This window comes from Candidatus Parcubacteria bacterium, assembly GCA_021414235.1.
In the GTDB taxonomy this organism is placed as follows: domain Bacteria; phylum Patescibacteriota; class Minisyncoccia; order Phycocordibacterales; family JAKFXT01; genus JAIOOV01.
Genome location: JAIOOV010000004.1, coordinates 109,650 through 136,588 on the forward strand (window position 1 = coordinate 109,650; position 26,939 = coordinate 136,588).

Here is a 26,939-nt window from a genome sequence, read left to right on the forward strand (position 1 = left end):
ATATGGCTGAAGAGGATAAAAAGGAAGTAACGAAGAGCGAGATAGCGCTCAAGGAGGAGGCGACACAGCGCTTCTGGGAGGAGCGCGATATCTTCAAGAAGAGTGAGGGACGAGGAACGGAAGAATTCGTTTTCTATGACGGCCCGCCGTTTGCGACCGGACTCCCGCACTACGGGCACATCCTTGCGGGTACCATCAAGGACGCTATCCCGCGATATCAGGTGATGCAGGGCAAGCGCCTGCGCCGCCGCTGGGGCTGGGATTGTCATGGTCTGCCGCTCGAGAACCAGATCGAGGCGGAGCTTGGCATCAAGACCAAGAAAGATATCGAGGCGCTCGGTGTAGCTACCTTTGTAGAGAAAGCGCGCAGCGCAGTGCTGCGCTATGCGGAGGATTGGAAGCGCATCATCCCGCGCCTCGGCCGCTTCGTGGATATGGTGGATGACTATCGCACCATGGATTCGACCTACACCGAATCGGTATGGTGGTCTTTCAAGACACTCCACGACAAGGATCTCGTCTACAAGAATTTCAAATCGATGCACCTCTGCCCGCGTTGCGGGACGACGCTCTCGAACTTTGAGGTGAACCAAGGATACAAGGACATCACCGATCTTTCCGTTACGGTGAAGTTCGAGCTTGTCGAGGAACCAGGAACGTATCTTCTCGCGTGGACGACGACTCCCTGGACGCTTCCTGGGAACGTAGCGGCTGCGGTGAATCCAGAATTCATGTACGTGAAGGTTTCTAAAGAGGGAGCCAAATATATCCTTGCTAAAGAGCGACTCTCTGTCATCGAAGGGGAATACGCGGTGGAGGGGGAATTCTCTGGAGCGGATCTCGTGGGTAAATCGTATAAGCCGCTGTTTGATTACTACGTCAACGAGACGTTTGATAACAAGGAGAACGCTTGGAAGGTCTACGCCGCTCCGTACGTCACCCTCGAAGATGGTACGGGCATCGTCCACCTCGCTCCTGCGTTCGGTGCAGAAGACATGGCGCTCGCGCGTCAGCACAATATCCCGCTCATCCATCATGTTGGTATGGATGGAAAGTTTACGGATAAGGTCCGCGACTTCGTGGGGCTAGAAGTGAAGCCGAAAGGGGATCATCAGCGCACTGATATTGAGATCGTAAAGTATCTCGCGCACAACGGACTCCTCTTTTCGAAAGCCAAGGTGACCCACTCATATCCGCACTGCTGGCGCTGCGATACGCCGCTCCTTAACTACGCCGCTACCTCTTGGTTCGTGAAGGTGCCGGAGATAAAGAGTCAGATAGTGAAGGAGAACAAGGAAATCCACTGGGTGCCGCAATCGGTGGGAGAATACCGCTTCGGCAATTGGCTCGAAGGAGCCCCTGATTGGGCTATCTCCCGTTCGCGCTTCTGGGGAGCGCCGCTGCCTGTATGGGAACATGCGGAGAGCGGTAAGCGCCTGGTCATAGGTTCGCTTGAAGAGCTCAAGGCCTATATGCCGCGCTCGGGAAATCGCTATTTCGTCATGCGCCACGGGGAAGCGGAAAATAATACTTTGGATATAGTCAGCTCTCTCCCCGCAACTCCTCACCATCTCACCGAGAAGGGGAAGGAGCAGGTAGCGCAGGGAGCCGAAACCCTAAAAGAGAATAAGATCGAATTGATCGTCTCGTCTCCCTTTGTACGAGCTCAAGAGACTGCGCAGATAGCGGCGAAAATAATGGGTGCCTCTGTACAGACGGATGTACGCCTCTCCGAGGTGAATGTGGGAGCCTCGCTTGAGGGGAAGAAGATTCCTGAGTACTACGGATACTTCTCTACTATGGAAGAGCGCTTCACCAAGACTCCTCCTGGCGGAGAAAACCTCTCGGATGTGAAGCGTCGGGTGACTTCTCTCCTCTATGAATTGGATAAGACTCACGTTGGTAAGAACATACTCATTGTCACGCACGAGTCTGCGGCCAGCTCTCTTTTTGCCGGAGCCGCGGGAATGAATAAGAAGGAGTCTGCGGCGCTCAAGGCGAGCAGGGAGCAGTTCTTGCTCAACGGCGAGGTGCGCGAACTAATGTTTTCTCCTCTGCCTCATAACGATGATTATGAACTCGATTTTCATCGCCCATATATAGACGACGTGGTGTTGAAAGATGCCGAGGGTAGGGAATACCGTCGCGTACCGGAGGTTTTCGACTGCTGGTTCGAGTCCGGCTCCATGCCGTATGCCCAGGATCACTATCCCTTCAAGAAAGATCACTTTGATCCGGAGAGTGGCAAGGGCTACCCGGCGGACTTCATCGCGGAGGGGCTCGATCAGACGCGCGGCTGGTTCTACTCGCTGCTTGTCCTCGGTGTCGCGCTCTTCGGTCGCGCTCCGTACAAGCATGTCATCGTGAATGGTCTGGTGCTCGCGGAAGACGGGCAGAAGATGTCCAAGCGTCTCAAGAACTACCCCGACCCGATGGATGTGGCCAACAAGTATGGCGCGGACGCCATGCGCCTCTATCTCCTCTCTTCTCCCATCGTACAAGGGTCAGATCTCAACTTCTCCGAGCGTGGCGTGGATGAGATCCTCAAGAAGAACATCATGCGTTTCGAGAACGTGCTCGCTTTCTATGAGCTCTATGCCAAGGAAATGAACGCTGTCGCATCTGGACCTTCGGAGCATCTCCTTGACCGTTGGATCTTGGCGCGGCTCAATCACATCGTCATGGAGGTGACTCAGGGTATGGAAGCCTATGAGCTCGACAGCGCAGTGCGCCCTATTTTTGCTTTCATCGACGACCTCTCTGTCTGGTATCTCAGGCGTTCTCGCGAGCGCATCAAGGAAGGAGGGAGTGAAGGGGCTTCTGCTCTCGTTACTCTCCGTGAAGCGCTTCGTACGACTGCTCTCCTCCTCGCCCCCTTCGCTCCATTCGTGGCTGAGCGCGTGTATGAGAAAGTCCGCTTGGAGGGAGGGGAAGAGAGCGTGCACCTTGCTTCTTGGCCGAAGCCGGAGAGCGTGACTCGTAGCGAAGAATGTCTCTCGGTCATGGAGAGTGTGCGTGCGCTCGTCACTTTTGCTCTTGATGAGCGTACCAAGAAGGGTATGAAGGTGCGCCAGCCGCTGGCGCTTCTCCGTGTACCCGAACTTCCGTTTTCAAATGAGAAGGATCGCTCGTATGTCGAAGATATCCTCAAGGATGAGGTGAATGTAAAAAGGATTGAATTTTCAAAGGATTTGGAGAATCGTGTAGAACTTGATACCACGCTTACGCCGGAGCTTGAGGAAGAGGGCCGGGTGAGAGATTTCATGCGCGCTGTCCAGGATCTCCGTAAGAAATCAAAGCTCGAGCCGGGAGATCATATTGCACTTACTCTCTCCGAAGCACCTGCTTTCCTCGAGAAGTATCGTGCTGATATATCGAAGACAGTGAACGCAGAGAGCATTGAAATGGGGACAATCGGGGGTGAGTACGCGGAAGCCGACGGTATCAAGTTCTCCATTCTCAAGCGGTAATGTCATATCAGACGTATCAGACCGACGTAGTGGTGCTTCGGAGCGGGAATATGAAGGAGGCCAATCGCTATTACCACCTCCTCACTCGGGAGTTCGGAGTGATCCAGGCTACTGCGCAGGCGGTCCGCAAGGAGACTTCTAAGCTGCGTTACTCCCTGCAGGATCTTACGCGTGCGGAAGTCACTCTGGTGCGGGGGAAAGAGTGGCGCATCGTGGGCGCACGGGAGCCAGAACACTGGTGGCGGACATTCGCTGCGGAACCTCTCAAGCTCAAGCTCCTGGCCCGGCTCGCGGCGCTCGTGGTGCGTCTCTCGCCGGAGGCGGGAGGTAATGAGTATCTTTATGACACCCTCCTTTCGAGCGCCGAGAGCCTGAAGGCGGAAGTACGGAGCGAAGAGGAGATATTCCTCGCTGAAATACTTCTGGTGGCTCGTTTTCTCTATAGTCTTGGCTACTTACCGCTTCGTAGTGAGTACGCAGAGCTCTTTGGGAACACAGACCTTTCCATAGAGCGTCTCGTGGTGGCCGGGCTTCACAAGAAGATGCTCCTTCAGGATATAAATACGGCACTTAAGGCCAGTCAGCTCTAAGAGCGGGCGTGTTACAATGTGCGCATTCCATGTCGAACGGGGATCTCCATAAGATAGAAGACCTCAAGAGCAAGCTCTACTCGCGTAATGCGGAGACTTCTTCTCTACGCGAGCATACGCTTCCTCCTGAGCGCTCTTCGGTCCCGCCTGCCTGGCAGCCGCCGGAGACCCCACAGACCTTTTCGTTCTCTTCTATGAAGATATTCTTCACCATCTCCCTCATATTCTTCCTCGGTGCGCTCGCATATTCGGCTTTCCTCTTCCTTAATGGCTCCAACATCCTCTCTTCCGGCAATATTGCGGTAGAGATTCGTGGGCCGGTGTCTGCGGGGGGCGGGGAGCCTCTCTCCTTTGATGTAGCTATCCGCAACAACAACACCGTGCCGCTCGAGCTCGCAGACCTCATCGTGGAGTATCCGCAGGGTACGCGTAGCGCTTCCGATCTTGCCAAGGATCTCACTCGGTACCGTGAATCCCTGGGAAGCATCGCTCCGGGGGAGCAGGTGAATCGCCGTCTCTCCGCTGCTCTTTTTGGTGAAGAGAAGACCGCGAAAGATATCAAGGTGACGGTGGAATATCGTCTGCCGGGATCGAACGCTGTTTTCAGCAAAGACACTCTCTATACCGTAACCCTCTCTTCTTCACCGCTCTCTCTGGTGGTGAAGGGGCCGACCCAGTCTTCAAGCGGACAGAGTGTCACTTTCACCCTGACTGTCCAGTCTAATTCCAAGGAAGTTATCAAGGGGGTTGCGGTGAAGCCTACCTATCCTGCCGGCTTCATCCTCACTTCTGCCGAGCCCAAGCCGGACGAGAGTGGTCTCTGGCTCATCGGGGATCTGCCTTCTCAGAAGAAAAAGGAAATCGTGGTGAAGGGCGATATCTCTGGTGAGAATGATGATGCGCGCATCTTTCAGTTCGAGGCAGGACTCGTGGACAAGGACAACGAAGCGGTCTTGGTAACGCCGTTCTCAACAGTGCGCCAGGAGGTAGCCATCACCAAGGCATTCATCGGTCTCTCCATGCTGGTGGGTGGCAAGAGCGAGCAGGAGATCCCGGTGGAGAACGGCCGCCAGGTCCGCGTGGATATCGCCTACACCAACAATCTCTCTGTACCAGTGAAGAACGCGGTCATCAGTCTCGCGCTCGCCGGTGAGGCTCTCGAGCGCGCTTCGGTGCAGCCGGACCAGGGTTTCTATCAATCCGCTAACGACACAGTGGTCTGGGATCGCAGTACGGATCCGGAGCTCGCTCTGATCGCTCCGGGGGAGCGTGGCGTGGTGAGCCTGACGCTCTCTGCTCGCAGTCTCTCTTCTGTAGACGTGCTCTTCCTTAGAAATCCGGCAATAAAGCTTACAGCAAGCGTGCGCGGGGACCGGGATGACGAAGGCGCGGAAGAGAATGTGCGCTCTTCCATAACCCGCACGCTCAAGGTGCAGACGGTGCCGCGTATCGCTGGAAAACTCTCTCATGCTTCGGGAGCACTGCCTCCTAAGGTGGGACAGGAGAGCGTCTATGTCATTACTTGGACTGCGAGCAACACCTTCAATCAGATAGCCCAGGGAGAGGTGAGGGCGCAGCTCCCGCCGAACGTCCGTTTCGTCTCGGGTGGTACGGCGAGCGAGAAGCTGGTCTATGATCAATCTTCTCGCGAAGTCTTCTGGAACGTGGGGACTATAAAAGCGGGAGCGGGCTTCGGAGTCGGCGCTCGTGAAGTGTCTTTCCAAGTGGCCATCACCCCCTCGCTCTCGCAGGTGGGTTCTTCTCCGACCCTTATCGGAGAGACTTCGTTTGAAGGCGCGGATACCTTCACAGGTGTACGGGTAGACGCTTCCCGGAGCGCGATAACCACCAAAATCTCCGGCGAAGAGGGCGGATTCTCGCCGAATGACGTTGTGGTACAATAGCGCGCTATGGAAGGGAACCTCATGGAAAAGATAGTATCCTTGGCCAAACGCCGAGGCTTCGTTTACCCGGGCTCCGAGATATACGGAGGCCTTGCGGGGACCTGGGATTATGGGCCTTTGGGCGTGGCGCTCAAGAATAACCTGAAGAATCTCTGGTGGAAGATGTTCGTCTCCGACCGGGAGGATATGTACGGAGTGGATGCGGCGATTTTAATGAATCCCAAGGTCTGGCAGGCGAGCGGGCATACGGACACCTTCACTGACCCATTGGTGGAATGCGAGAAGTGCAAGCGCCGCTTTCGTGCGGACCATATCGAAGGGAAGACATGCCCGGAATGCAAAGGAGCCTTAGGAGAAGCTCGCCAGTTCAACATGATGTTCAAGACGCATGTCGGCGCCACCGAAGATGAGTCTTCGGTCTCCTATCTCCGTCCGGAGACTGCGGGAGGTATCTTTGTGAACTTCAAGAACGTAGTGGACTCTTTTCACCCTAAGCTTCCGTTTGGTATCGCTCAGATCGGCAAGGCATTTCGTAACGAGATATCGCCGCGTGATTTCATATTCCGCGTACGTGAGTTGGAACAGATGGAGATTGAGTATTTCGTTCGACCGGAAGCATGGGAAGAGCATTTCAATGCTTGGCATCGCTCCATGAAGAATTGGATGGAAGCTATCGGATTGCCCTCTGAAAGCGTGCACGAGCTTGAAGTGGCGGAAGGGGACCTTGCTCACTATTCCAAGCGTACGATTGATTTCGAATTCGATTTTCCGTTCGGCCGCAAGGAGCTCTATGGCTTGGCATACAGAACCGATTTCGATCTGAAGAGTCATACTGCTGGCTCCAGCGTTGACCTCTCTTACTTTGATGAAGAAACCAAAGAGAGGCTGACTCCTCATGTCATCGAGCCTTCTTTCGGGGTGGAGCGCACGATGCTCGCCGTGCTCGCGAGTGCCTACTCTGAAGACGAACTCGGGGGAGAGAAGCGTATATTTCTCCGCTTTGCTCCCCGCGTCGCGCCCATCACTGCCGCAGTGTTCCCGCTCCTTAAGAATAAGCCGGAGCTTGTGGCCAAGGCGCGCAGTGTCTATGCGGATCTCAAAGAAGTCCTCCCGTCGGTCATGTTTGATGACAATGGCAACATCGGCAAGCGCTATCGCCGCCAGGATGAGATCGGCACGCCGTTCTGCATCACTATTGATTTCGACACCCTGGGAGAGAGCGGGGGAGAGAAGAAGGATACCGTCACTGTGCGCCATCGTGACTCCGGCGAGCAGGAGCGCGTCGCCCTCTCTGAGCTTCCTTCCTACCTAAAATCGCGGGTGTTATAGTAGCGCCATGGAACGAGAGACGCTGGTCATAAGCTCGGGGAGCATCCTACGGGTCATCCTTTTTGTGCTTCTCTTCGCGGCGCTCTTCTATCTCCGGGACATCGCGCTCATTATCCTCACCTCGGTCGTGCTCGGCTCGGCCATCGAGCCGGGGGTCACTTGGTTCAAGCGTCATCGCATCGGACGCTTGCCTGCGGTCATCATCATCTACCTCCTTGTCGCGATCATCTTCGTCGGCCTCTTCTATTTCTTCCTCCCGCCGGTCCTCGACGATATCGTAGGCTTCCTCGGTACTCTTCCGCAGATTCTCCCGCAGGAACTCAGTACTTTGGGGTTCTCGACCGCGAACGCTCCGCTGCTTGCAGAACAGGGGGCAGGGGGGTTCATGGATGTGCTCTCTCTCCAACAGTTCTTCGATGAGTTCCGCTCGGTGGTCTCCGGCCTCTCAGGTGGCGTGGTGAGCGTGACCAGTCTCGTCTTCGGGGGACTTCTCTCCCTCATCCTCATCGCCGTGCTCTCCTTCTACTTTGCAGTGCAGGAGACGGGCGTGGACGACTTTCTTGAAGTAGTCACTCCGGCGCGCCATCAGGAATACATCCTCGGTCTCTGGAAGCGAGCGCAGGTAAAGATCGGGCTCTGGATGCAAGGACAGCTCCTTCTCGGACTCATCGTCGGCGTCTTAACCTACCTCGGTCTCACCATCCTTGGCGTCCCGTACGCACTTCTCTTCGCCATCCTCATCGTCTTCTTCGAGCTTATCCCGGTCTTCGGTCCCATCCTGGCGGCGACTCCTGCGGTCATTGTGGCCTTCTCTGCCGGCGGAGCGCAGCTCGGACTCATGACCGCTGCGCTCTATCTCATCATCCAGCAGTTCGAGAGCCACTTGATTTATCCGCTGGTGGTGCGCAAAGTGGTAGGAGTGCCGCCCATACTCGTGATCATCTCCCTCATCGTGGGGGCGAAGCTCGCGGGCTTCCTCGGTATTCTCATCTCCGTGCCGGTGGCTGCAGCCATGAAGGAGTATCTCGATGATCTCCAGAAGGCCAAAGCTGGTCGGCGCTCCATTCCTACTCCTCCGTAATCCTTACCCAATGTCCAAGCCGTTTTACCTCACCACCACGCTTCCGTACGTGAACGCGGAGCCGCACATCGGCTTCGCGCTTGAGATCGTGCAGGCGGATGCGATTGTTCGTTACCACGCACTCATGGGCGAGGAGGTCTTTTTCAATACAGGAACTGACGAGCATGGACTCAAGATATTCCGCAAGGCAGAGGAAGAAGGTAAGGATACTCAGGAGTACGTGGATTTCTTTGCAGCTAAGTTTCGTGACCTCAAGGAGAAGCTCAATCTCTATCCCGGCCTCACCTTCATCCGCACTACGGATGCGAAGCATAAAGCAGCGGCTCAGGAATTTTGGCGCCGCTGTCTTGCGAACGGGGATATCTATAAGAAGGACTATCAGGTGAAGTATTGTGTTGGCTGCGAGCTTGAGAAGACCGATTCAGAACTGGAGAATGGAAAATGTCCGATTCATCCCAATCTCGAGATTGAGACTATCAAGGAGGAGAACTATTTCTTCCGTTGGTCTAAATACCAGAAGCCTCTCGAAGAGTTCTATACAAAGAATCCTAATTTTGTCGTACCGGATTACCGCTTCAATGAGATAAAAGCTTTTGTCGCACGCGGTTTGGAAGACTTTAGTATTTCCCGACTTAAGGAGAAGATGCCGTGGGGGATTGCTGTGCCAGGCGATGATACACAGGTGATGTATGTGTGGTTCGATGCCTTGGTTAATTACATCTCCACTCTTAACTGGCCACAGGAGGAAGGGGTGTTCGCTAAGTTCTGGGGCACAAAGGAATTCCCTAATGCAGTTCAGGTTGCGGGCAAGGATAATCTTCGTCAGCAGTCCGCTATGTGGCAGGCGATGCTTCTCTCTGCCGGACTTCCCGCATCGAAGCAGATCGTGATTCATGGCTTCATCACAAGTGGCGGACAGAAGATGAGCAAGTCGCTCGGCAATGTGATCAACCCTATGTCTATCGTGGAGGAGTATGGTTCGGATGCCCTCCGTTACTTCCTTCTGCGCCACATCCACCCATTTGAAGACAGTGATTTCACCATGGAGCGCTTTAAGGAAATGTACAATGCAGGACTCGCAAACGGACTCGGCAATCTCTCTTCTAGAGTCATGATGCTCGCGGAGAAGCACCTGGTTTCCCCAATAGACACTTCTTTGTTTGCTGGGATGCCCGAAGAATATACTCGCGCGCTTGAAGGTTTTGAATATACCTTCGCGATGGACTATGTTTGGAAGAAAATCCAAGAACTCAATCAGCGTATTGAGAAGGAAGAGCCATTCAAACTCATAAAAACAGATGAAGAAGCTGGCAAGAAACTCATTGCTGAGATGACCTCTGAACTGTATCGGATTGCTGGGCTTCTTAGCCCCTTCCTCCCGCAGACGAGTATGAAGATAAAAGAAGCGGTGGAGACGAACAAGAAGCCGGAAAATCTTTTCCCGCGTAAGGATTAGCCATGTATAAGTATTTCGACACCCACTCCCATATCCACGGGAAGGAATTCGATGCGGATAGGGGAGAAGTGCTTACGCGCATGAGGGATCTTGGCGTTGGCACCGTCACCATCGGCACCGGCCTTAAGGAATCTGAAGCGGCAGTAGCACTTGCTGAGAAAGAAACGGATGTGTGGGCTACTGTCGGTCTTCACCCGGCAGATGATCCACAAGAGAGATTTGATATCGCTCCGTACCGCGCGCTCGCAGCGCGCGCCAAGGTAGTAGGTATCGGAGAATGCGGCTTGGATTATTTCCGACTTGGAGGGGAAGCAGGCGAAGAAAAGAAAAGACAGAAGGATCTCTTCAGAGAGCATCTCGCGCTCGCGCGCGAGGTGGGGAAGCCTTTGGTGATCCATTGCCGTCCGAGCCCGGGGACGACGGATGCGCACGAGGATCTGCTCGCTCTGCTTGAAGCAGAGAAAGATATCCCTACGGGAGCCATTCATTTTTTTACCGGCACCCTTGAGGTGGCCCTCCGCTACGTAGCCCTAGGTTTTTACATATCTTTTCCTGGCGTCATTACCTTCAAGGGGGAATACGATGAGGTGGTCCGCGGGCTTCCTCTGGAGAATCTCCTGGTGGAGACCGATTCTCCCTATGCCGCGCCGACGCCTTTCCGGGGGAAGCGCAACGAACCCTCTTTGGTCAAAGAGACGGCTGGTTACCTGGCTAACCTCCGGGAGGAGGGGAGGGAGAGGGTCCTTTTGGCCCTAGCGGAGAATGCCGAAAAGCTCTTCCGCCTTGCGGCATAAGGCGGCCGTTGCGCTAAGCAGGGTCTTGTAGTAGTGTGTGCGGACATGCAGAAAACCGACGCAGGACAGGTCTACAGCGGGGCGCCTCTCTACGAGGTGTCTTTCCTCATCTCCCCCAATCTCCCGGAGGAGAATGTTGCTGCGGAAGTAGCGGCTATCACCGGCTTCGTAGAGAAGGTGGGCGGCGAGATCCTCTTTTCGGAGGCCCCCAAGATGCGCCCCCTCGCGTATTCCATGATCAAGTCGCACGTGGGTAAGCGCGAAAAGTTCGACAGTGCCTACTTCGGCTCTTTCATCGCAGGGGTGGAGAAGGAGGGCGCAGCTACTCTCGTAAAGAGCATCGAGTCTCTCCCGGCCGTAGTGCGTGCACTCGTCGTCTCGGTACCGAAGGAGGCGCTCTTTTACGCGGAGAAGCGCATCGCCGCCAAGGCTGAGCGCGATGCTAAGCACGCCGCTCAGAAGGAAGAGGCTTCGGCTGCTTCCGCGGCGGAGCTCGACAAGACGATCGACCAGCTGGTCATTGAATAACCCATGTATCTCAACCGAGCTACCGTCATCGGCAATCTGACAAGGGATCCTGAGCTCAAAGCTCTTCCTTCGGGGATGCAGGTGGCTTCCTTCTCGGTAGCGACCAATCGCGTCTGGAAGGACAAGAATGGTGCGCGTCAGGAGAGCTCGGACTTCCACAACATTGTGGTCTTTGGCCGCCAGGCGGAGACCGCTGCTCAGTATCTCCACAAGGGGGACACTGTCTTGGTGGAAGGTCGTATGCAGACTCGCTCCTGGGATGGCCCGGATGGCGCTAAGCGCTACCGCACGGAGATCGTCGCTGATCGCGTGCAGTTCGGACCGAAAGGAGGACAGGGTGGCGGAAGCCGCGCTGCAGCGCCTGCTGGCGAGGCTCCTTCTGCAGGGAAGAGCCAGCCGAAGGAGGATGCGATCGAGTACCCCGAGGAAGAGATTAATCCGGAAGACATTCCATTCTAAAATATGAAGCAGTGCTACTTTTCTCAGAACAACATACGCTATATAGACTATAAGGATATGGAACTCCTCAAGAAGTTCCTTAATCCCCATGGCCGCCTCATGTCGGGCAAGCGCACGGGTGTTTCCGCCAAGAACCAGCGCCAGCTCTCAGTCGCGGTGAAGCGTGCTCGCTTCATGGGTCTCCTTCCGTATATCGCTCGGTAGATCACAAACAAAAAAGCCGCTCCCTCGGGAGCGGCTTTTTTGTTTGCAAACCTACGCCCGCTCCACGTACTCACCTGTCTCGGTATTCACCCGGATCATGTCGCCTTCATTCACGAAGAGGGGAGCGTTCACGGTAGCGCCGGTCTCGAGGACGACTACCTTGGTGCCGCCCTGGGCGGTGTTGCCGCGGATGCTCGGCGGAGCTTCCGTCACTTTGAGGTCCATCTTGATCGGCATCTTGAGGCCGACGATCTCGTCTTCGAAAGTCTGCAATTCCACGAGGAGGTTCGGCTTCATGAACTGCGCGCGGCTGCCAACGACAGCCATGTCCAGCTTGAAGCGCTGAGAGGGGTCCTTTTCTTCGCAGAACCAGAATTCACCCTTGGCGGTGTAGAGGTATTTGATGGTGCGGGTCTCGAGTTCTGCCTCTTCGGCTTTCTCGGCGGCATGGAAGGAGTGCTCCACGACGCGTCCGGAGATGAGGTGGCGGAGCTTGGTCTGGTTCACCGGCTTACGCATCTGCTTGCGGAAGACATGGGAGGAGAGGACTTCGTAGGGCTCGCCTTCGAAGACTATGAATTTCTTTCCAGTAATCTCGTTGTATTCAAGTATGGCCATATATTGAGTGTGATGTCGCAGGCTATCCTAGCGGAGAGAGCCCGCTTTGTCCACGCGGGGAGTGGTGTGGAGAAGCGGTAGTACGGCTCGTCGTCCTTTCCTATATACTGAACTCAATCTCTATGCTCAGGCGCTTTCTCAATTTCGTCCAGTACAATAACGCGCTTCCGATCGCCCTCATGGTGATCTTCCTCTCGGTGAGCGGGGCCATGGCTGCGAGCCCCGATGCACGGGACGCGCTCTACTCGGCCCAATCCGCCGTCCGCTCCGTGGACAACACCTATCTGGCAGCGCTCAATCCCGATACCCGCGATTTCAAGCTGCGCATCGCCGCTATTACCGACGATGCCGACAAGTACTACATCGAATACTCTTTCAATACGGTAGATGTGAAGGACTATGTCTGGCAGGAGATACCGGTGACCAAGACCATGACGGTATCCAAGAAGGAACTACTGGGCGGTGACCTCGGTATATTCGTAGCCAAGGAGCTCTCCCAGCTCCTTGATTCTCAGAGGTCGTATCTCGCAGGAGCCAAGAAGATCGCCCTCAAGGAAGGAGTGACCCAAAAGGTGGTGACCGTCGAGTATTCTGGCCTTGTCGGCAAGTTCCTCAATCCTACGGAGGAGACTTTCGCGGGCTACACGCCGACAAAGCCTGATACCGACGATCTGGCGGCGCCCGCAGCACCGACCACTATGCCGCCCTCTCTTCCGACCGAAGGTGGCTCGACCGTAGCTATCGCACCGAGCGTCTCCTTGCCCACGACTCCTCCGGCGCCGGATGCTGCTGCGGTCCGTGCCATGATCGAAGAGGCGGTTCGTGCCGCTTTGGCGCAGAACGCAGCTAGCGTTGCGGCCGCCGCTGGAAGCACGAGCTCTTCTGGTTCTTCGGGCGGAGGCGCGAGCAGCTCGTCTTCTGTGACCCCCGCGGAAACCCCGACCGAGACGTCTTCTGCTGCTCCTACAGAAACTCCGACTGAGACAGCTTCCACTACTCCTACGGAAACCCCGACCGAGACGGCGTCTTCTACACCTGCAGAAACAGAGCCTGCAGCTGCTCCGGACACCACACCGCCCACCATCACCCTTAGCGGTAATAACCCGGCTACGATACAGGTAGGCTCTTCGTATGTTGATTTGGGGGCCACGGTCACTGACAATGTGGATCAAGGCCTTGGCTTCACTATGACCCCGGATTCCGTGGATACTTCGACCACCAGCGTCCACACCCTCACCTTTACGGCCACGGACTCGGCAGGGAACACTACTTCGGTCACCCGGACGGTCAACGTGGAGTAGCCCTGGATTAGCCTCTTGCACGCTCCGGGCTTCCATAGTAGAGTATCCCCGATTCACGAGCGTAAGGCTCGCGTTTTCTTTTCCCTTAAATGTCCACCATAAATCAGCTCGTGCGCCGCTCCCGGAAGCACAAGATCCGCAAATCTAAGACGGTCGCTCTGACCCGCGGTTTTAACGTTTTGAAGAACCGTCCGACCTTCTACCCCTCTCCCTTCAAGCGCGGCGTGTGCACCAAGGTGACCACCAAGACGCCGAAGAAGCCGAACTCCGCTATCCGTAAGATCGCTCGTGTGCGCCTCACCAACGGCCTTGAAGTGACCGCTTACATCCCGGGCGAGGGACACAACCTTCAGGAGCACTCTGTGGTAGTACTCCGCGGCGGCCGCGTGAAGGACATCGGACTTCGCTACACCATCGTGCGCGGCGTGCTCGACACGCAGGGTATCGACAAGCGTCGCAAGGCTCGCAGCCGTTACGGTACCAAGCTTCCTAAGGCTGCTAAGAAATAATCATGCGTAGGAAAGTAAACAACAGGAATATCGCAGAAGCAGATCTCCGCTACCAGTCGGAGAAGCTCGGCAAATTCATAAACTACTGCATGCAGGCAGGTCGCAAGGACGCTGCTCGCAAGGTGGTCTATGGCGCGCTCGACATCATCAAGGAGAAGCTCAAGGTAGAGGCTCCGCTTGAGGTCTTCGAGAACGCGCTTCGCAATGCCGGTCCTACCATGGAGGTGCGCTCCCGCCGCGTCGGCGGCGCCAACTACCAGGTACCCCGCGAGGTGCGCCCAGAGCGCCGTCAGGCACTCGCGTTCCGCTGGATCATCGATGCTGCGGAAGCTAAGAAGGGAAAGCCCATGGCTGAGAAGCTCGCGGAGGAACTCATTGCTGCCAACAACAACGAGGGCGAGGCTATCAAGAAGAAGGACAACACCCACAAGATGGCAGAGGCCAACAAGGCCTTCGCTCACTTCGCCTGGTAGTTTCGCGTGCGAAACTGCAGAAGCCTATCCCCGCTGTTTCGACGCTAGTGTAGTAATACAGAATCAAATTTAAATATAACTATGGAACGAGACTATCCGCTGGAGAAAGTACGCAATTTCGGAATCATCGCCCACATCGACGCGGGTAAGACGACCACGTCCGAGCGCATCCTCTACTACACGGGTATGACGCATAAGATCGGTGAGGTGCACGACGGCGAGACCGTGACCGACTGGATGGAACAGGAGCGCGAGCGCGGCATCACCATCACCGCAGCTGCCATCACCTGTTTCTGGAAGCGTACTGACGAAGCCTCCGCGGACAAGGACAAGATGTTCCGCTTCAACATCATCGATACCCCGGGACACATCGACTTCACCGTGGAAGTGAAGCGCTCCCTCCGCGTGCTCGACGGCGCAGTGGTGGTCTTCGACGGCGTCGCCGGCGTTGAACCTCAGTCCGAGACCAACTGGCGCTATGCGGACGAAGCCAACGTGCCTCGTATCTGCTTCATCAACAAGCTCGACCGCACCGGTGCTTCTTTCGAGCGCTCCTACGCAAGTATCCTCGACCGTCTCTCCAAGAACGCCGTACGCGTGCAGATCCCGATAGGGGAGGAAGACGCTCATGAAGGCGTCATCGACCTTCTGCGCATGAAGGCCTTCTATTTCGAAGGCGAGATGGGCAATAAGATTATAGAGAAGGATATCCCTGAGAATCTCAAGGCGGATGCAGAGAAGTATCGCTTGGAGCTCGTGGAGCGCATCGCTGCAGAAGATGAGAAGCTCATGGGTGATTACCTCGAAGGCAAGGAGATCCCGCTTGCAGAACTTAAGCGCGTCCTCCGCGAGGCTACTCTCAAGGTGAAGCTCATCCCGGTCTACACCGGCTCCGCACTCAAGAACAAGGGTGTGCAGCTCGTGCTCGACGGCGTGGTGGATTACCTTCCGTCTCCTCTCGATATCCCGCCGATCGTCGGTACCGACCCAGTCACCGGAGCGGAAGTCATTCGCCATGCGGACGACAAAGAGCCGTTCTCCGCGCTCGCTTTCAAGCTCCAGGCAGACCCGTTCGTGGGTCAGCTCACCTTCTTCCGCGTCTACTCCGGCACCATTGAGGCGGGCACCTACATGTACAACTCCACCACTGGCGAGAAGGAGCGTCTCGGCCGCATCGTGCGTCTCCAGGCCAACGAGCGCGAAGAAGTGAAGAAGGTCTTCGCAGGCGAAATCGCTGCCGCGGTGGGCCTCAAGAACGCCAAGACCTCTCATACGCTCTGTGATGAGAATCAGCCGATCGTGCTCGAGCAGATCAAATTCCCTGAGCCGGTGGTCTCCCTCCGCATCGAGCCGAAGACTAAGGCTGACCAGGAGAAGATGGGTATGGCCCTCAAGCGCCTCTCGGACGAAGACCCGACGTTCCGTGTCTCAAGCGATCCTGAGACCATGGAGACGATCATCTCCGGCATGGGTGAGCTTCACCTCGAAATCTTGGTGGACCGCATGAAGCGCGAATTTAGCGTGGAAGCGAATGTCGGCAAGCCGCAGGTGGCCTACAAGGAGACCATCACCAAGGAGGCTGAGCAGGAAATTAAATACATCAAGCAGACCGGCGGCCGCGGTCAGTACGGTCACGTGAAGATCCGCATCCGTCCTCTCGGTCCTGAACCGGAAGAGCTTCCTAAGAACACCAAGCGTTCGGAAGGCTTCGAGTTCATCAACAACATCAAGGGCGGTGTTATTCCTCAGGAATACATCCCGGCGGTGGAAAAGGGTCTCAAGGAGGGAATGGAGCGCGGTATACTTGCTCACTTCAAGCTGGTCAACGTATCTGTGGAGCTCTACGACGGTTCCTACCACGATGTGGACTCCTCGGAAATCGCCTTCAAGATCGCCGCTTCCCAGGCGCTCCAGGAAGGAGCCCAGAAGGCCGGTCCGGTCATCCTCGAGCCGATCATGAAGGTGGAGATCGTCACCCCGGAGAAGTTCATGGGAGACGTCACCGGCAACCTCTCTTCCAAGCGCGCCCAGATCGAGGCTATGGAAGAGCGCGGCATGAATCGCGTGGTGCGTGCCAAGGTGCCGCTCTCTGAGATGTTTGGCTTCACTACCATCCTCCGCTCTCTCACCGAAGGTCGTGCGACTCCGTCCATGGAGTTCAGCCACTACGATGTTGTCCCTGGTAACGTAGCCAAGACGATCATCGAGTCTCGTCAGTAATTTCTTACTCGTAAATCCCCCGCCCGAAAGGGTGGGGGATTTACATTTTTGTAAGAACGTGTTAGATTGCAAGCATAGCAACGCCACGGGGCGCTGTTTTATTTTTGCTCTTTATGTGGGGGAATCAGGAATTGTTGTCTTCCAAAGAAATTCGACCCGTTCGAGCCCTGTGGGGCGACAAAAAACGGGAATGGCTCGGGGTGCCCGAGATCGCCCCGGAAGCTCCGGCTAGCGATGGTTCGGAATCAACCCAGGCCGGAGAGGATGATTAGAAACATCCACTCCGAAATAAGGACCCCGTCTGCGCTTGCGCATTCGGGGTCTCGTCATACCCGAAGGGAGAGGGGGTCTCAGGGTTGACCGCTCAGGGTGCTTTTGTTACACTCCACCTCACTGCACTTTCCGTGCTTTTTGCATTTAATTATCAGCTCGGGTCGTTCCTAGGTCTGGCATTTTCGCGAAGCTAGACGTAGGAATAACCTCAACCAAAAAATCTATGGCAGAAGCAGCCGCATTCGATCGCAGCAAGCCGCACGTAAACGTCGGCACCATCGGACACGTTGACCACGGCAAGACCACTCTTACCGCGGCCATCCTCCACGTCCTCAACCTCGCTGGTAAGCAGGTCAAGATCAAGTCTGTCGACCAGATCGACTCCGCTCCGGAAGAGAAGGCTCGCGGAATCACCATCTCCCTCTCGCACAACGAGTACGCTACCGACACCCGCCACTACGCCCACATCGACGCCCCGGGCCACGCCGACTACATCAAGAACATGATCACGGGTGCCGCCCAGATGGACGGCGCGATCCTCGTGGTTGCAGCGACTGACGGCGTGATGCCTCAGACCCGCGAGCACGTTCTCCTCGCTAAACAGGTCGGCGTTCCGAGGATCATTGTCTTCCTCAACAAGGTAGACATGGTGCCGGACAAGGATCTCATCGATCTCGTGGAGGAAGAGGTTCGCGAACTCCTCACCAAGCACGGCTTCGACGGCGCAGGCGCCCCGGTCATCCGCGGCTCCGGCCTCAAGGCTCTCGAGGCTAAGTCTGCAGACGAGGAATACGCTGCGAAGATCCTCGAGCTTGCTAACGCCCTCGACACCTACATCCCGGTTCCTGAGCGCGAACTCGACAAGCCGTTCCTCATGCCGGTGGAAGACATCTTCTCCATCGAAGGACGCGGTACGGTGGTCACTGGCCGTATCGAGCGCGGACGCATCAAGGTAGGCGAGGAAATCGCCGTCGTCGGTCTCAAGGATACCGTCAAGACTACGGTCACTGGTATCGAAATGTTCAACAAGTCTCTCTCTGAGGGTATGGCAGGCGACAACGCCGGTATCCTGGTGCGCGGCCTCAAGAAGGAGGAAATCCATCGCGGTCAGGTGCTTGCGAAGCCGGGTTCCGTCACTCCTCACACGGAGTTCGACGCAGAGGTGTACATCCTCACCAAGGATGAAGGAGGCCGTCACACGCCGTTCTTCACCGGCTACAAGCCTCAGTTCTACTTCCGCACCACTGACGTCACTGGTGAGGTTACCCTCGCAGCAGGCGTAGAGATGGTCATGCCGGGAGATACTGTCACCTTCAAGGTGAAGCTCGTCGCTCCGATCGCCCTCGAAGAGAAGCAGCGCTTCGCTATCCGCGAAGGAGGCAAGACCGTCGGTGCCGGTGTCGTCACCAAGGTTGTTGCCTAACTCGAATCTTTAATTCTGTACCTTTAAGAGCCTTCAACTCATGACTGCAAAGACTGCAACTGCTGCTCCTAAGAGAAAGGCTGCTCCTAAGGCTGCGGAGAAGAACGATTCTGCTAAGCTCCGTATCCGCGTACGCGCCTACGAGCACAAGATTCTGGACACTTCTGTGCGCCAGATTATGGACACCGCCCTCCGCTATGATGCGGAGGTAGTAGGCCCGGTACCGCTCCCGACTGAGATCAAGAAGTACACCGTGAACCGCTCCGCCTTCATCTTCAAGGATGCTCGTGAGCAGTTCGAGATGCGCGTCTACAAGCGCTTGGTGGACATCATCAACCCGAACGCCAAGGTCATCGAAGCTCTTACCAACATCTCTCTCCCGTCTGGCGTGTCCATCGACGTGAAGATGATGTAAGGCTGCGAGGCCTTGTGTTTCCAAGGGAGCCGTGTATACTGCCCCTCATTGCGCTACGTACCCCCTAAGGAGGGGAGACCAATGGCCGAGGCCCTCTTTTGACTAGAGAAAGGCCCCGTCCATTGGTGGACGGGGCCTTTCGTTTAACCCAAGTGAAATTCATCCTCGGCACAAAGGAATACATGACGCAGGTCTTCGATGAGAAGGGTCGTGTTCATGCTGGTACGGTCATCTCCGCCGGTCCTTTGACTGTTGTCCAGGTGAAGGGGAAGGACAACGAGGGTTACGAGAGTGTCCAGGTAGGCCTCGGCGTCCAGAAGGAAAGCCGTCTCTCTAAGGCGGAGGTGGGGCACTCCAAGGATGCCGGCCTCTTTAAGCACCTCCGCGAGTTCCGTCTCTCTGAGCCGGGTACGCTCGCTAAGGGCGACAAGATAGGTGTGGACACCTTCGCTCCCGGGGATGTGGTGGAGGTGCGCGGTACTTCCAAGGGTAAGGGCTTCCAGGGCGTGGTTAAGCGCCACGGTTTCTCCGGTGGCCCTCGTTCTCACGGCCAGTCGCACTCCGAGCGTGAGCCGGGTTCGATCGGTGGCGGTCTCCGCAGCCGCGTGCCGAAGGGGATGCGTATGGCAGGCCGCACGGGAAGCGACACGGTCTTTGTGAAGAATCTCAAGGTTCTCCACATCGATGCTGAGCAGAACCTCATCGTCATCTCCGGCGCCGTGCCGGGACGCCGCGGCTCGATCGTGGAGATCATCTCCCGATAAATTTCTATATGGAAGCTATTACATACAACAACAAAGGTAAGGAGGCTGGCTCCATCGAGCTCCCGGAGAAGATCTTCGGCGCTAAGTGGAATGCCGACCTCGTGCATCAGGTGGTGACCTCGATGCTCTCGAGCCGCCGTCAGGGTTCTGCGCACACCAAGGATCGCGGCGAAGTACGCGGTGGCGGTCGTAAGCCGTGGAAGCAGAAGGGTACTGGCCGAGCTCGTCATGGTTCCATCCGCTCTCCGTTGTGGCGTGGCGGCGGCACCACCTTCGGCCCTCGCGCGGACAAGAACTATGCCCGCAAGGTCAACCGCAAGATGAGTGCGGCGGCGCTTGCTTCCGTCCTCTCCCAGAAGCTCCGCGACGGCGAGATCCTCTTCGTCGAGAGCCTCTCTTTGACCACTCCTCGCACCAAGGAAGCTTCTTCCTTCCTCAAGACCTTTGCTTCCATCAAGGGCTTTGAGAAGATGGGCGCACGCCGGGGTATGAGCGTCGTCTTGGCTCTCCCGAAGCGTGAGGTCTCGCTTGATCGCGGCTTCCGCAACATCGGCACGGTCACTGTGGAGGAGGCGCGCAACCTGAACGCCGCTGACCTTCTCGCACACCGCTATCTCGCGGTCGTCGATCCGAAGGGCTTTGTGGAGGCCATCTCCGCCCGTTTCTCTAAATAATTACTATGGCTCTCTTCTCACGCACAAAGAAAAAGACTGCAGCTCCGGAGAAAAAGGCTCCTGTGCTTAAGGAAGCCGCCGTACTTTCTCCGCGCGCTTCCGCTATCGTCAATCTGCGCGTCACCGAGAAGGCCACCAAGGAGAGCGAGCAGAACACCTACACTTTCAATGTTCGTTCGAATGCCACCAAGACCGAGATCAAGGAAGCCGTGCGCGGCCTCTACAAGGTGGAGCCGGTCAAGGTGAGCGTTGTGACGGTGCGCGGCAAGGTGCTCTTCCAGAAAGGGAAGCGCGGTCACACCTCCGGAGGCAAGAAGGCCTACGTCACCCTGAAGAAGGGCGATCAGATCGAATTCATATAACTATTATGAAAAGCTATACCCCGCATACGCCGTCGCGCCGCAACATGACCACCGTCACTTACCGTGGCGTGCTCTCTAACGTGCGCCCGGAGAAGACGCTCCTCTCCGGAGGTAAGCGCCGCGCGGGCCGCAACCACGGCGGACGCATCAGCATGCGCCACCAGGGCGGCGGGCATAAGCGCCGCTTCCGCATGGTGGATTTCCACTTCGTCGACAAGATAGATGTGCCGGCAGTGGTGAAGACTCTTGAGTACGATCCGAGCCGCTCCGGCTTCATCGCCCTCCTGCAGTACAAGGACGGTGAGAAGCGTTACGCGCTCGCACCGAAGTCTGTCGCTATAGGCTCCACCATCATCACCGCGGAGAAGGCGCCGCTCACCCCAGGCAACCGCCTCCTCCTCAAGCACATCCCGGTAGGAACCTTCGTCTACAACATCGAAGTGAAGCCTCGCGGCGGCGCTAAGATGGTACGCAGCGCCGGCAACTACGCGGAGGTGGTGGCGCAGGATGCGGGCTACACCCACATCAAGCTTCCTTCCACCGAAGTGCGCCGTATCCAGGACAATGCCTGGGCGTCCGTGGGCGAGGTGTCCAATGACGAGCATCACCTCGAGCACATCGGCAAGGCGGGACGTGCTCGCTGGATGGGTATCCGCCCTACTGTTCGTGGTTCGGCCATGAACCCGGTGGATCACCCGTACGGCGGCGGCGAAGGCCGCCAGGGCAGGGGAACCCGCTACCCGAAGACTCTTTGGGGCAAGCACGTCGGCAAGGGCCAGCGTTCTCGCCGTCCCAAGAAGTACTCGAATCGCTTGGTGGTCAGCCGCCGCCGTGTGGGCAAGAAGCGCGACTAAATCGCACTTCTAGGGCCTCAGTTCTCGTTGACATTGACCCCCTCAGCAGGTACTATGCGCCCACCGGCTCGTTTCGAGCTTTTTGTTTTATCTCATGACCCGATCACTCTCTAAAGGACCCTATATCGACCCCAAGCTCTTGAAAAAGATCGTGGGTAAGCGCCCTGTCTCTACAGGCGTCATTAAGACGTGGTCTCGCCGCAGCCAGATCTCTCCGGAGATGGTCGGCTTCACCTTCGGCGTCTACAACGGCAAGATCCACATCGACGTGCTCGTCTCTGAGGATATGGTGGGACATCGCTTGGGCGAGTTCTCTCCGACCCGCAAGTTCGTGAAGCACGGCGGTAAGATGCAGAAGGAAATGGAGCAGAAGAAGAAGGAGGCCGAGATCGCGAGCGCCGCCGCTGCCAAGACCCCTGCCGCCGCAGCCCCCGCTAAGAAATAAGCATGAAAGCCTCTCTTCAGAACTATCGCCAGTCTCCGCGCAAAGTGCGCCTCGTGGCCTCTCTCCTCAAGGGGAAGGGTGTGGATGCTGCGGTAGTACACCTCAACTTCCTGATGAAGCGCGCTGCGCTCCCCATCAGGAAGCTCATCGAGTCCGCTGTCGCGAACGCAGTAGCGCAGGGGGCTTCCCGCGAGGCGCTCGTCATAAAGAAGCTCGTCGTCGACAAGGGTCTGGTGCTGCGCCGCTCCATGCCGCGTGCACGTGGATCCGCGAGCCCGATCAAGAAGCGCTCTTCGCACGTCGTCGTGGAGCTCGGCACCCGTTAAATTTTATATGTCACATACCGTACATCCTTACTCGCACCGCCTCGGCATCATCCGTGATTGGAAGAGCCGTTGGTTCGGCATGGGCGCCCAGTACCGCCGCTTCCTCAAGGCGGACGTCACTCTGCGCACCTACCTGGAGAAGCGTCTCAAGGGCATGTACGTGAGCGATATCGAGATCGAGCGCGGCGAGAAGACCATGCGCCTCATCATCAAGACCTCCCGCCCTGGTATGCTCATCGGCCGCAACGGCGAAGGTTCTGAGAAGCTCCGCAAGGACCTCATCGCTCTCATTGATAAGCAGAAGCTCGAGAAGCCTAAGGATTTCAAGATCGACATCGAAGAGATTCGCTCCCCGGAATCGAACGCCAAGATCGTGAGCTACATGATCATCGAGGGCCTGGTGAAGCGCATGCCGTACCGCCGTGTGCTCAAGCAGTCCGTGGAGAAGGTCATGGCCAACCGCGATGTGCTCGGTGTGCGTATGGTCGTCTCCGGCCGTCTCGGCGGCGCGGACATCGCGCGCACGGAGGAGCTCAAGAAGGGCCGCGTGCCGCTCCAGACCTTCCGCGCGGATATCGATTACGCAGAAGAGCGCGCCATCATGCCGTACGGCACCATCGGTATCAAGGTGTGGATCTACAAGGGCGACATCTTTGATAAGGATAAGAACGTCCGTTAAATATTCTTTATGTTGTTTCCTAAGAAAGTTAAGCATCGCAAGTGGCAGACCTCGCGTCGCAATGACAAGCGCGTCTGGACCGAGACGCGTGGCACCACCATGGCCTTCGGCTCCTACGGCCTCAAGGCTATCGCTTCTGCCCGCGTGCGTTCCAACCAGCTCGAGGCTTCCCGTAAGGTGATCGCCCGCGCCATCGGCAAGGTCGGCAAGATGTGGACCCGTGTGTTCCCGGATTTCCCGTACACCGGGAAGCCTGCGGAGGTGGGCATGGGTAAGGGCAAGGGAGATCTTCAGGGCTACCAGGTCGAGGTGAAGCCGGGCCGCATCCTCTTCGAGGTCGACGGTCTCACCCTGAAGGAGGCGCAGGAGGCGCTTCGTAAGGCCGGAGCCAAGCTCCCGGTAAAGACCAAGGTGGTCGCTCGCTCCTAGGCACAAGATTGACCCTGGGTCAAAAACAGGTAGTATGCTCGCTATGTCCGAATTCGCTAAGAAAACCAAAGAGGAGCTCGAGAAGGAACTCGTCAATAAGTACGAGGGCCTTCGCAAGTTCCGCTTCGGCGTCGCTGGGAGCTCCCAGCGCAACGTCCGCGAGGGTCGCGGACTCCGCAAGGACATCGCCCGCATCCACACCGCGCTGAAGGATAAATAAGCCTCTATGACACCTGATTCTACAACTAAGAAAGCCGCTAAGCGCCTCGAAGGCGTGGTGGTTTCGACCAAGATGAAGGACACCGTAGTGGTGGCGGTGGAGCGCTACGTGAAGCATCCGATGTATGGCAAGTACTTCACCAAGACCAAGCGCTACAAGGCGCATGACGCAGGTAATGTCTCTGTGATGGGGGAGAAGGTCACCATCGAGGAGTGCGCACCTATCTCTAAGGAGAAACATTTCCGCGTCGTACGCTCCTAGATTTTATGATACAAGATCGCTCTATAGTCGTAATAGCAGACAACAGCGGCGCCAAGATCGGCCGCATCTTCAAGATCCTCGGTGGATCAAAGAAGCGCTACGCCACCATCGGTGACGAGGTTATTCTCTCTGTGCAGGTTGCAGAGCCTCGCAAGATGGTTAAGAAGAAAGAAGTTCTTCAGGCAGTGGTGGTACGCCAGAAGGCGGCCTTCCGCCGTGCTGATGGTTCCTACATTCGCTTCGACGAGAACGCGGTGGTAATCCTGGAGAAGGGTAAGAAGGAGCCGCGTGCTGGACGTGTCTTCGGTCCTATCCCGCGCGAGATGGCGGAGATGGGCTATCAGAAGATCGCTTCGCTTGCCCCGGAAGTCGTATAAATATATGAATATCAAGAAAGGGGACAAGGTCATAGTGATTGCAGGAAAGGACAAAGGTAAGTCCGGCGAGGTGATTCGCGCCTTCCCTCGCGCAAGCAAGGTGGTGGTCGCTGGCGTCTCTGTCGCCAAGCGCCACGAGAAGAGCCGTAAGGGTAAGCAGAAGGGTCAGGTGGTAGAGATCCCCATGCCGATTCATGTTTCTAACGTGATGATCCTCGACCCTCAGAAGAACACCCGTACCCGTGTGTCTACCAAGCGTGAGAAGGGCACAGCCGTGCGTGTGACTAAGAAGAGCGGCGCAGAACTCAAATAAACCTGTATGAAAAAGACCTCCAACAAGCAGGAAGAGACCTACGCCGCCCTCAAGGAGAAGGCGGGCTATACCAACGTGATGCAGACTCCTCGCCTCGAGAAGATTGTGGTCTCGGTTGGCGTCGGTTCCTTGAAGGATAAGAAGAAGCTTGAGCTCATCGCTAACCGCCTCTCTACCATCACTGGCCAGAAGGTCGCTATTCGTGTCGCTAAGAAGTCCATCGCCTCCTTCAAGAGCCGCCAGGGTGAGACCGTGGGTTACCAGGTCACTCTCCGTGGTAAGCGCATGGAGGGCTTCCTCTCCAAGCTCCTCAATATCAGCCTTCCGCGCACTAAGGACTTCCGCGGAATCTCGGCCTCCATCGTGGATGACATGGGGAATGCGACCCTCGGGATCAAGGAGAATTCCATCTTCCCGGAGACCGCGGACGAGGACCTCAAGGATGTCTTCGGTATGTCCATCACGGTGGTCACGACCGCCAAGAACAGACAGGAGGCGACCGCGTACTTGGAGCACCTCGGATTCCCGTTCCGTAAGGAAACTACGGCTTAACTACGGCCCAGAGCGGTTTGACACCCCCTCTTCTGCCTGCTAGTATTCGCCGAAAGCTTCCAAGGGCTTTCGTTTTATTTATGGCCAAAACCTCAGTTACAGTAAGAGCGAGCAGGACGCCGAAGTTCGCTTCGAGGGTCGTTCGCCGTTGCTTCAAATGTTCTCGTAAGCGCGCCTTCATGCGTGACTTCAATCTCTGCCGTATCTGCTTCCGCGAGCTCGCCAATCAGGGCAAGCTTCCTGGCGTTAAGAAATCTTCATGGTAGCCGACCCTATCGCAGACCTCATCAACCGCCTCAAGAACGCCTCCGCTATAAAAAAGGAGTCGGTGTCGGTGCCGTTTTCCAATCTTAAGTTCGAGATCGCGAGCCTCCTCTCCCGCGAGGGCTTCGTATCCTCCGTCGAGCGCCGCGGCAAGAAGGTCAAGAAGTATATCGATGTCGCTTTGAAGTACACCAATGGTGAGCCGGGCCTCCATGGCGCAGAGCGCGTCTCCCGCCTCTCGAAGCGCGTCTACTTCAAGGTCTCCGACATCAAGCCGGTGAAGCATGGCCATGGCGCCTTGGTGCTCTCGACCCCGAAGGGTCTCATGACCGACAAGGAAGCCCGCAAGGAGAAGGTCGGCGGCGAAGCTCTCTTCAAAATCTGGTAATACTCACTATATGTCACGTGTTGGAAAACAACTGCTTGCGATCCCCAAAGAGACTACTGTGAACGTCTCCGGCTCTACTGTCACGGTCAAGGGTCCTCAGGGAGAGCTCTCTCGCGTATTCACCCCGGCGGTAAGCATCATCGTGGAGAACGAGCAGGTGCGCTTCCAGCCGAAGAAGGAGGGTGACCTTCAGAGCCGCGCGCTCTGGGGTACCTACGCGGCGCATGTTGCCAACATGATTAATGGCGTCAACAAGCCGTTTGAGAAGCAGCTCATTGTCGAGGGTGTGGGCTTCCGCGCAGAAGTCGCAGGAACCTCTCTCAACATGAGCCTCGGCTTCTCTCATCCGGTGAAGATCGAGATCCCCAAGGGTCTCAAGGTCACCGCCGAGAAGAACGTCGTCACTGTCTCCGGCATCGATCTCGAGGAGGTAGGGCGCTTCGCTGCCTACGTCCGTGATCAGAAGAAGCCGGAGCCGTACAAGGGCAAGGGCATCCGTTACAAGACCGAAGTGCTCCGCCGTAAGGAGGGCAAGAAGTCTGCATAATCTATGAAATCTGCACGTCACAATTCGAGCACCAGAGAGCGCCGCCGCGGTCGTATCCGCGCCAAGGTGGCAGGTACCCCGGAGCGTCCGCGCCTCGCCGTGTTCAAGTCGAACCGCTATCTCTACGCGCAGATCATCGATGACTCCAAGGGTGTCACCTTGGCTCATGTCACCTCCGTTCCTAAGAAGGGGGGCAAGAAGAGCGGCACTCCTACTGAAGCGGCGAGCCTCATCGGCACCACTATCGCCAAGCAGGCTCTCGAGAAGGGCGTGAAGCAGGTGGTCTTCGACCGCGGCGGCTTCCTCTATACGGGGAAGGTCAAGCTGCTCGCTGATGCCGCTCGCGCCGGGGGACTCACTTTCTAATATTTATGAACGATACTCCTACACCGACTAACATCCCTCCCGTATCGGAAGCTTCTGCTCCGAAGGAGGCT

34 protein-coding genes are annotated in these 26,939 nt (G+C 56.6%); 33 read left to right on the plus strand and 1 reads right to left on the minus strand.

The features are described 5' to 3' along the window. Window positions 1-2 precede the first annotated feature (2 nt). The 10 genes from K8Q93_01390 to rpsR are packed head-to-tail and all read left to right on the plus strand — an operon-like array spanning window position 3 to window position 11,815. Complete coding sequence (locus tag K8Q93_01390; GenBank protein ID MCE9643883.1) at window positions 3-3,470, plus strand: class I tRNA ligase family protein; 3,468 nt, start codon at window positions 3-5, stop codon at window positions 3,468-3,470. Beyond that, the gene (locus K8Q93_01395; protein MCE9643884.1) at window positions 3,470-4,060 is read left to right on the plus strand and encodes a recombination protein O N-terminal domain-containing protein; all 591 of its coding nucleotides are present in this window, start codon (window positions 3,470-3,472) and stop codon (window positions 4,058-4,060) included. The genes K8Q93_01390 and K8Q93_01395 overlap by 1 nt, the downstream gene beginning before the upstream one ends. 29 nt (window positions 4,061-4,089) lie before the next feature. Beyond that, on the plus strand, window positions 4,090-5,964 hold the full coding sequence (locus tag K8Q93_01400) for a DUF11 domain-containing protein (protein ID MCE9643885.1): 1,875 nt from the start codon (window positions 4,090-4,092) through the stop codon (window positions 5,962-5,964). Between the two features lie 21 nt (window positions 5,965-5,985). Next, entirely contained in the window at window positions 5,986-7,293 is a 1,308-nt protein-coding gene (locus tag K8Q93_01405) for a glycine--tRNA ligase (protein MCE9643886.1), read from the plus strand. A gap of 7 nt (window positions 7,294-7,300) precedes the next feature. After that, window positions 7,301-8,374 (plus strand): AI-2E family transporter, encoded by a 1,074-nt coding sequence (locus tag K8Q93_01410; GenBank protein ID MCE9643887.1) that lies wholly within the window; start codon window positions 7,301-7,303, stop codon window positions 8,372-8,374. A gap of 10 nt (window positions 8,375-8,384) precedes the next feature. After that, window positions 8,385-9,830 carry a methionine--tRNA ligase gene (metG, locus tag K8Q93_01415; GenBank protein ID MCE9643888.1) on the plus strand — a complete coding sequence of 482 codons (1,446 nt, stop codon included), beginning with the start codon at window positions 8,385-8,387 and terminating at the stop codon, window positions 9,828-9,830. Between the two features lie 2 nt (window positions 9,831-9,832). After that, window positions 9,833-10,624 carry a TatD family hydrolase gene (locus K8Q93_01420; GenBank protein ID MCE9643889.1) on the plus strand — a complete coding sequence of 264 codons (792 nt, stop codon included), beginning with the start codon at window positions 9,833-9,835 and terminating at the stop codon, window positions 10,622-10,624. A 45-nt stretch (window positions 10,625-10,669) separates the two neighbouring features. Beyond that, complete coding sequence (locus tag K8Q93_01425; protein MCE9643890.1) at window positions 10,670-11,152, plus strand: 30S ribosomal protein S6; 483 nt, start codon at window positions 10,670-10,672, stop codon at window positions 11,150-11,152. A 3-nt stretch (window positions 11,153-11,155) separates the two neighbouring features. Then, window positions 11,156-11,611 (plus strand): single-stranded DNA-binding protein, encoded by a 456-nt coding sequence (locus K8Q93_01430; protein MCE9643891.1) that lies wholly within the window; start codon window positions 11,156-11,158, stop codon window positions 11,609-11,611. A 3-nt stretch (window positions 11,612-11,614) separates the two neighbouring features. Next, entirely contained in the window at window positions 11,615-11,815 is a 201-nt protein-coding gene (gene rpsR / locus K8Q93_01435; protein ID MCE9643892.1) for a 30S ribosomal protein S18, read from the plus strand. Window positions 11,816-11,866: 51 nt separating this feature from the next. Here the strand turns inward: rpsR and K8Q93_01440 are convergent, their stop codons facing one another. Then, window positions 11,867-12,433 (minus strand): elongation factor P, encoded by a 567-nt coding sequence (locus tag K8Q93_01440; GenBank protein ID MCE9643893.1) that lies wholly within the window; start codon window positions 12,431-12,433, stop codon window positions 11,867-11,869. A gap of 122 nt (window positions 12,434-12,555) precedes the next feature. Here K8Q93_01440 and K8Q93_01445 point away from each other — a divergent pair, with 122 nt between their 5' ends. The 23 genes from K8Q93_01445 to rplR all read left to right on the plus strand — a co-directional run bounded on the left by K8Q93_01445 (window position 12,556) and on the right by rplR (window position 26,868). Further along, window positions 12,556-13,734, plus strand: a complete 1,179-nt coding sequence (locus K8Q93_01445) for a DUF5011 domain-containing protein (protein ID MCE9643894.1) — start codon at window positions 12,556-12,558, stop codon at window positions 13,732-13,734. An 89-nt stretch (window positions 13,735-13,823) separates the two neighbouring features. Then, complete coding sequence (rpsL, locus tag K8Q93_01450; GenBank protein ID MCE9643895.1) at window positions 13,824-14,243, plus strand: 30S ribosomal protein S12; 420 nt, start codon at window positions 13,824-13,826, stop codon at window positions 14,241-14,243. Between the two features lie 2 nt (window positions 14,244-14,245). After that, entirely contained in the window at window positions 14,246-14,716 is a 471-nt protein-coding gene (gene rpsG, locus K8Q93_01455; protein MCE9643896.1) for a 30S ribosomal protein S7, read from the plus strand. An 81-nt stretch (window positions 14,717-14,797) separates the two neighbouring features. Continuing rightward, on the plus strand, window positions 14,798-16,936 hold the full coding sequence (gene fusA / locus K8Q93_01460) for an elongation factor G (protein ID MCE9643897.1): 2,139 nt from the start codon (window positions 14,798-14,800) through the stop codon (window positions 16,934-16,936). Window positions 16,937-17,432: 496 nt separating this feature from the next. After that, window positions 17,433-18,632, plus strand: a complete 1,200-nt coding sequence (tuf, locus tag K8Q93_01465; GenBank protein ID MCE9643898.1) for an elongation factor Tu — start codon at window positions 17,433-17,435, stop codon at window positions 18,630-18,632. Between the two features lie 40 nt (window positions 18,633-18,672). Then, on the plus strand, window positions 18,673-19,047 hold the full coding sequence (gene rpsJ / locus K8Q93_01470; protein MCE9643899.1) for a 30S ribosomal protein S10: 375 nt from the start codon (window positions 18,673-18,675) through the stop codon (window positions 19,045-19,047). A gap of 152 nt (window positions 19,048-19,199) precedes the next feature. Then, window positions 19,200-19,811 carry a 50S ribosomal protein L3 gene (rplC, locus tag K8Q93_01475; protein MCE9643900.1) on the plus strand — a complete coding sequence of 204 codons (612 nt, stop codon included), beginning with the start codon at window positions 19,200-19,202 and terminating at the stop codon, window positions 19,809-19,811. 8 nt (window positions 19,812-19,819) lie between these two features. Continuing rightward, window positions 19,820-20,485: a 50S ribosomal protein L4 gene (gene rplD, locus K8Q93_01480; protein ID MCE9643901.1), complete on the plus strand. Its 666-nt coding sequence runs from the start codon at window positions 19,820-19,822 to the stop codon at window positions 20,483-20,485. Between the two features lie 5 nt (window positions 20,486-20,490). Further along, window positions 20,491-20,847, plus strand: a complete 357-nt coding sequence (locus K8Q93_01485) for a 50S ribosomal protein L23 (GenBank protein ID MCE9643902.1) — start codon at window positions 20,491-20,493, stop codon at window positions 20,845-20,847. A 5-nt stretch (window positions 20,848-20,852) separates the two neighbouring features. Next, the gene (gene rplB / locus K8Q93_01490) at window positions 20,853-21,701 is read left to right on the plus strand and encodes a 50S ribosomal protein L2 (GenBank protein MCE9643903.1); all 849 of its coding nucleotides are present in this window, start codon (window positions 20,853-20,855) and stop codon (window positions 21,699-21,701) included. Window positions 21,702-21,795: 94 nt separating this feature from the next. After that, window positions 21,796-22,146 (plus strand): 30S ribosomal protein S19, encoded by a 351-nt coding sequence (rpsS, locus tag K8Q93_01495; GenBank protein MCE9643904.1) that lies wholly within the window; start codon window positions 21,796-21,798, stop codon window positions 22,144-22,146. Between the two features lie 2 nt (window positions 22,147-22,148). Continuing rightward, complete coding sequence (rplV, locus tag K8Q93_01500) at window positions 22,149-22,472, plus strand: 50S ribosomal protein L22 (GenBank protein MCE9643905.1); 324 nt, start codon at window positions 22,149-22,151, stop codon at window positions 22,470-22,472. A 7-nt stretch (window positions 22,473-22,479) separates the two neighbouring features. Beyond that, window positions 22,480-23,151, plus strand: coding sequence for a 30S ribosomal protein S3 (gene rpsC / locus K8Q93_01505; GenBank protein ID MCE9643906.1), 672 nt, complete (start codon window positions 22,480-22,482; stop codon window positions 23,149-23,151). Window positions 23,152-23,160: 9 nt separating this feature from the next. Next, the gene (gene rplP / locus K8Q93_01510) at window positions 23,161-23,580 is read left to right on the plus strand and encodes a 50S ribosomal protein L16 (protein ID MCE9643907.1); all 420 of its coding nucleotides are present in this window, start codon (window positions 23,161-23,163) and stop codon (window positions 23,578-23,580) included. Between the two features lie 43 nt (window positions 23,581-23,623). Then, a complete protein-coding gene (rpmC, locus tag K8Q93_01515; protein ID MCE9643908.1) occupies window positions 23,624-23,800 on the plus strand; it encodes a 50S ribosomal protein L29 in 177 nt (58 codons plus the stop codon). Window positions 23,801-23,806: 6 nt separating this feature from the next. Then, complete coding sequence (rpsQ, locus tag K8Q93_01520) at window positions 23,807-24,061, plus strand: 30S ribosomal protein S17 (protein ID MCE9643909.1); 255 nt, start codon at window positions 23,807-23,809, stop codon at window positions 24,059-24,061. 5 nt (window positions 24,062-24,066) lie between these two features. Continuing rightward, window positions 24,067-24,438, plus strand: a complete 372-nt coding sequence (gene rplN / locus K8Q93_01525; GenBank protein MCE9643910.1) for a 50S ribosomal protein L14 — start codon at window positions 24,067-24,069, stop codon at window positions 24,436-24,438. A 4-nt stretch (window positions 24,439-24,442) separates the two neighbouring features. Beyond that, complete coding sequence (gene rplX, locus K8Q93_01530) at window positions 24,443-24,751, plus strand: 50S ribosomal protein L24 (GenBank protein ID MCE9643911.1); 309 nt, start codon at window positions 24,443-24,445, stop codon at window positions 24,749-24,751. Window positions 24,752-24,757: 6 nt separating this feature from the next. Continuing rightward, window positions 24,758-25,303, plus strand: a complete 546-nt coding sequence (rplE, locus tag K8Q93_01535; GenBank protein ID MCE9643912.1) for a 50S ribosomal protein L5 — start codon at window positions 24,758-24,760, stop codon at window positions 25,301-25,303. Between the two features lie 80 nt (window positions 25,304-25,383). Further along, the gene (locus tag K8Q93_01540; protein MCE9643913.1) at window positions 25,384-25,569 is read left to right on the plus strand and encodes a type Z 30S ribosomal protein S14; all 186 of its coding nucleotides are present in this window, start codon (window positions 25,384-25,386) and stop codon (window positions 25,567-25,569) included. Further along, on the plus strand, window positions 25,563-25,955 hold the full coding sequence (gene rpsH / locus K8Q93_01545; GenBank protein MCE9643914.1) for a 30S ribosomal protein S8: 393 nt from the start codon (window positions 25,563-25,565) through the stop codon (window positions 25,953-25,955). The genes K8Q93_01540 and rpsH overlap by 7 nt, the downstream gene beginning before the upstream one ends. A gap of 10 nt (window positions 25,956-25,965) precedes the next feature. After that, entirely contained in the window at window positions 25,966-26,502 is a 537-nt protein-coding gene (gene rplF, locus K8Q93_01550) for a 50S ribosomal protein L6 (GenBank protein MCE9643915.1), read from the plus strand. Between the two features lie 3 nt (window positions 26,503-26,505). Then, entirely contained in the window at window positions 26,506-26,868 is a 363-nt protein-coding gene (gene rplR / locus K8Q93_01555; GenBank protein ID MCE9643916.1) for a 50S ribosomal protein L18, read from the plus strand. Window positions 26,869-26,939 lie beyond the last annotated feature (71 nt).